Here is a 3,499-nt window from a genome sequence, read left to right on the forward strand (position 1 = left end):
CCCCGGCGGAAAGAGCCCCTGCCCGATGACGGAGTCGAAGGCGGCCCGTACGCGCTCCTCGTGCCCCTCGCGAGCCCGCGCGATCTCGTCCGCGGTGAGAACGCGCGACGGGTGAGCCTCCTGCCAGCCGGCCAGCGCGTCACTGAAGACGCGCTGGCCTTGTTCCCTGGCCACCTGCCAGGTGGACTCGCGGAGGATCCGCGCGCTCAGCTGCTCCTGCCCAGTCAGCACCCGCAGGGCCTCGTGGAAGGCCCTCATCCGGCCGCCGCGTCCGCCGGTACCGAACTCGGCGTCCTCGAAGTGGTCGCCGTACAGGCCGAGGGCGTCACGGGTCAGGCCCGCACGCACGCTGTCGCGGACGCCGGGGGTCACGGAAGCGCCCGTGAGATCGCCGAGGCGCGGGGAGGACACGGCGTTCCCGCCGTGCTGCTCCTGCCAGGATTCCAGTGCCTCGCCGGACCGCTCCATGGCGTCGTGCACGAGGTGCTCACGGATCGCCTGATGGGCGACGCGCTCCGGCAGTCCGCCGAGCACCGTGTCGGCCTGCTCGTACCAGGCGCCCAGGCGCCTGGTCTGCGTCCGGGCGCTGTCGCCTACGGAGATGTCGTCGAACACACCGCGGTACGCCTCGTCCAGCGTGCTTCGCGCCTCGGCCCGCAGCGAGTCCCAGCTCTCCGGGGCGAGGCGCAGGCCGCTCGCGTCGAACCGCGGACGTCCCACCGCACCGGGACCGGCCGCCGCCCCCTCGCGCGCCTCGGCCTCGAACGCGGCGAACTGGGCATGAGCGTGGGCGTCGAGGTGCTCCTGGGGCTGCTCCGCGATGTCCCTCAGACGTTGCTCGACGTGCTCCCTCGCCTGCTCGTAGGCGACGCGCGCGGCCAGCGCCTGCTTCGCCCACCCGAGCGTCTGGCTCCACTTCCGCGCGCCGAGGTCCAGGGTGTCCCGCAGGTTGTCGCGGAGGCCGGGGCCGACGGGCAGTGTCTGCTCCACGGCGCTGGAGAGACGTTCTTCAAGCAGGGGCCGCACATGAGCCGCCGCCGCCTCGAAGGCCGGGTCCCGCCCCTCGCCGTGGCGCCCGGACGCGGTCAGCGCGTCGTCGGCGCCGCCCCGCGCACGGCCCAGCGCCTTCTGCCGCACGCCCTCGCGGAGGAACGCGTCGGCCAGATGCTGTCCCCTGTCGGGGGCACTGATCTTGTCGAGAGCCTCCTGCGCATCGCCCAGGACGGCGTCGACGGTCTGGCGCGCGCGGTCCAGGACCATCTGCCGCACCCCCTCACGGGTGAACGTGTCGGCCAGTCTCCCCGGCACGTCCTGGGCGTCGTCGGCCCCGGTGAACGCCTCCCGGGCACGGTCGTCGAGAGTGCGCCGGCGTACCTGGTCCCGGAGGCCCTCGGGGACCCGCTGCCCTTCGGGCCCTGCCGCCCAGGCGCGGTAGGCGGCGTTGAAGGCGAGCCGCTGCTCGTCGGAGAGCGCGAACGGGCCTTCCTGCGGCGCCGTCTGCCCGACCACCCCGTCCTGGGCGGCGATCGCCTCGGCGGACGCCTGCTCATCGCCGAAGTCCTTGGCCGCCTGCTCCATTTCGGCGTCGTACGTGCCGTAGATCCGGACCTGCTCGTCCTGCCACGCGGCGTTCCGCCAGTCGTCGGCGCCGATGTGCGAGGGGGCCGGTACGAGCTCGGGCCGCCGTCCGGTGGTGTCCTGGCTCCGCCACGCCTCCGCCTGCTCCGCGGCCTTCTCCGCCTGCCGGGCCGCTACGTAGGCGTCGCGCAGCTCGTCGGTCCGGTCCGCCATCCACTTATGCGTCCCGGGCAGCTCCGCCACCGTCCCGGCCGCCGTCGACTCGGCGAGAGCGGCGAAGTCCTGGTAGGCGAGGTCTCGGTCGCGACCGGCCTGCCGCAAGGCGGCAAGTTGCTGTTCGAAGTCCGCGGACAGCCCGTCCCAGGCGCGCGGCCCCATCCCGCGCAAACCCTCGGTGAACTCCTCAAGGAGAGCCTGGCGCTCCTTCTTGTACCAGCTGATCGCCTCCGGGTGCCAGCCGTCCGGAGAGGCGGAATCCGCGATCCGCTTCAGCCGCTGGTCGAAGTGACCGCCGGTGCGGGCCTGCGCCATAAGGTCCAGTGCGTTGCGCCGGAGGTCCTGGCCGAGACGGTCCCGCTCCCCCTGGACCCGCTGCGCGGCATCGTTCGCGGCCTGGTCCTGCTCATCCCGTTCCTGTCCCTGGACGCCGTCGTGGGCCCGGCCCGGTGCCTGGGCCTGGGGCTGGGCCTGGGCATGGGCATGGGCGTCGTCGTGGGCCGTCTGCTCGGCGGCGGGCTGCCGCGCTTCGGCGGTGTCCTGACCCGCCGCGTTCCAGCCCTCGACGAAATCCTGCTCCATCCGGCCCACTTGGCGCCGGTACCAGTTGATGGCCTGGTAGTCCCCCCGCACGGTGCCCAGGGCGATGTTCGAGGCGCCGTCGTCGCCGTACAGCCGGGTGGCCGACTCGAACGCCGACTTCGCCGCGTGGTCGGCGCTCCAGTCCTGGTACGCCTGCTCGAAGCGCGTACGGAAGTCCGTGACGACCTCGCCCAGCGGGCCGTTCTCCGCGTCCAGCCGACCGTCGTTCCCCGCTTCCTGCCGCGTCCCGGCCTCGGCGACCCGTGGCACCGCGGCGGCCATGAACTCGTCCTCAAGTTCCTGGGCCCGAGGGCTCTCCGAGAACCACTGTCCGCGGAAGGAAGGCCCCGACCACGTCACCGGTTCGACGTACTCCTCGAAAGCCTTCTGGGCCAGCTCATGGGCGAACCGTTCCTGCTGCGCTGCCTCGACCTGGTCGCCGATCTGCCCGGTCAGCTCGTCGAGGCCGGTGTTCTGCCCCTGACCCATCGAAGCGTCGGCGAACCACTCGCGGACCTTGTCCGCCGGACCGGTCAGGCCGGCGAGGTCGGGGCGGGTTCCCAGGAACGCATCGAATCTGCGGTATGCCTCGTCCCGCCGGGCGGCGGACGTACGCATGTCGTCCAGCGCGACCGCGGTCTCGGTCTGGACTGGCGAGGGGCCCTGTGCCTGCCCCTGTCCCTGTTCCTGTCCTCGCTCCTGCCCCTGCCCCTGCTCCTGCCCCTGTTCCTGTTGCCCCCCGAAGTCCGACGCGGTCTCGTCGGCGTGCGTCTGGGCGGCGACGGGTGCGGCCTCCGGCTCGCCCGTCCCGGACCCGGCCGCCTCGTGCTCCCGCGCCTCGTCGGACGTGTGCCCGTCGGACACGGGCCGTTCCATCCGGCCCGCGGGCTCCTCCGGAGCATCCTCCACTGTCGGCGGCCGGTAACCCCGCCGGTCGCCCGATGCGGAAGCCCCCTCTGCGGCGGGCGCCTCGCCGGCGGCGCCCGACAGCGCCTCCGCCTTCTGCCGCGCCTCGTTCGCGAGCGCCTCGTAGGCGGCCCGGCCGCTGGTGGCGACCGGCTCCTGGGGAAGCTCCTGGGGGCGCTCCTGAGGCGACTCGGGTTTCCGCTCAGCCATCCTGAGC

Annotated in this window: 1 pseudogene; it reads right to left on the reverse strand. The window is 73.4% G+C overall.

Annotation, left to right across the window (positions count from 1 at the left end):
• Nucleotides 1-3,499: pseudogene (locus ACFU99_RS37685) on the reverse strand (hypothetical protein); the annotation flags it as partial.

It is taken from the genome of Streptomyces sp. NPDC057654 (assembly GCF_042800135.1).
In the GTDB taxonomy this organism is placed as follows: Bacteria; Actinomycetota; Actinomycetes; order Streptomycetales; family Streptomycetaceae; genus Streptomyces.